This is a genomic window from Thiomicrospira sp. (assembly GCF_036568485.1).
In the GTDB taxonomy this organism is placed as follows: Bacteria; Pseudomonadota; Gammaproteobacteria; order Thiomicrospirales; family Thiomicrospiraceae; genus Thiomicrospira.
Map to the genome: position 1 here is coordinate 1 of NZ_DATCSL010000118.1, position 1,457 is coordinate 1,457.

At 43.3% G+C, this 1,457-nt stretch carries 1 protein-coding gene; it reads left to right on the top strand.

The window, feature by feature from the left end:
* Positions 1–1,457: lamin tail domain-containing protein (locus VIM91_RS11000; protein WP_331864860.1), on the top strand; the 1,457-nt coding region annotated here is incomplete at both ends.

The following is a 1,457-nucleotide window of genomic DNA, read 5'->3' on the forward strand; positions in this document are numbered from 1 at the left end:
ATTGCAAATGGGGATTGGCTGACGGTGGCCCTTATTCCAATACCATTGGAATGACCTTAAGTTCGGGTGATACTTATGTTACCAATTCAAATATCCCTGCACAAACTGACGGAACTATTGTTTATTATGTAATTGAAGCAACAGATGGCGAACCCGAAACTACCACTTCGCCACAACAAAGCTATACGGTTTCAGATATTGAGCCTGAACCAAGCAATTATCCAACAGCTTTTGCCGCTGCTGAAGACCATGCTACTGCAATAACCACAAGTTGGACCGATGCAACTGGTGCAGTTATTCCTTCAGGATACCTTGTACTTGCAAATCTGACAGGAACATTTTCTCCACCGGCAGATGGTTCGCCGGTAGTTGATGATACCGATTTGAGTGATGGTTCTGGTGCAATGAATATTGCTTCGGGTGTTGAAGCATACCAATGGACTATGTTAAGCCCAAACACACAATATTTTTTCACCATTTACCCTTATACAAATTCAGGAGCCAGTATTGATTATAAAACAGATGGAACACCACCAACTGACAATGCAACAACCAATATTGCCAACACTGACTTGTTTATTTCGGAAGTCACTGACCCAAGCGATGATGCAAATTCAAAGTATGTAGAAATTTATAATGCCGGAGTTACAATAGTTGATTTTAGCTCGGGTTCCTGGTATTTAAGCAGGCAAGCCAACGGAGGCTCATGGGCCGATGTTCAGCTCACAGGTATTATTTCTGTAGGAGAAACCTATGTTATTGCCAATAGCCAATCAAATTTTACAACATCATTTGGTTTTGAAGCAGATCAATATAGTGGGGTTATTTCTGGAAATGGTGATGATGGCTATTTTCTTTATTATAATGGTGATCACGCCACCGGAACATTAATTGACGCTTATGGTGTGATAGACGAAGATGGAACTGGTAAAGCCTGGGAATACCTTGATTCAAAAGCAGTCCGCCTTCGTTCAGTAACTGCACCTTCTTCAACATGGATTGCCTCTGAATGGGATGTCCCCAGTTCGGCTGATGTGGATGACATGACCCCTTCTGCCTTCAAGGAAGATGTTACCTGGACTGGAACAACAGATACAGATTGGAACACGAAGGGAAATAACTGGAGCGGAACTTATGGCTATATTCCTGACGCTTCCTTTAATGTTACCATTCCTGCGGCGGCCAACTCGCCTGTAATATCTTCAGAATCGGCTTGTTTCGACCTGACAATGAATGCAGGTTCTTCACTTGATTTGCCTGTAAACCTTGGCTTGACAGTTTATGGCAACCTTGCAACATCAGGAACCCTCACTATTGAATCAAACGCTTCAGGCAATGGCTCTTTAATTGTAGAGGGAACAGCCACTGGTTCGGCAACTGTTCAAAGATACTTTGTTGGATATACCGGCGCCGACAATGGCTGGCACAACATAGGCTCGCCGGTGGATAATATGGCA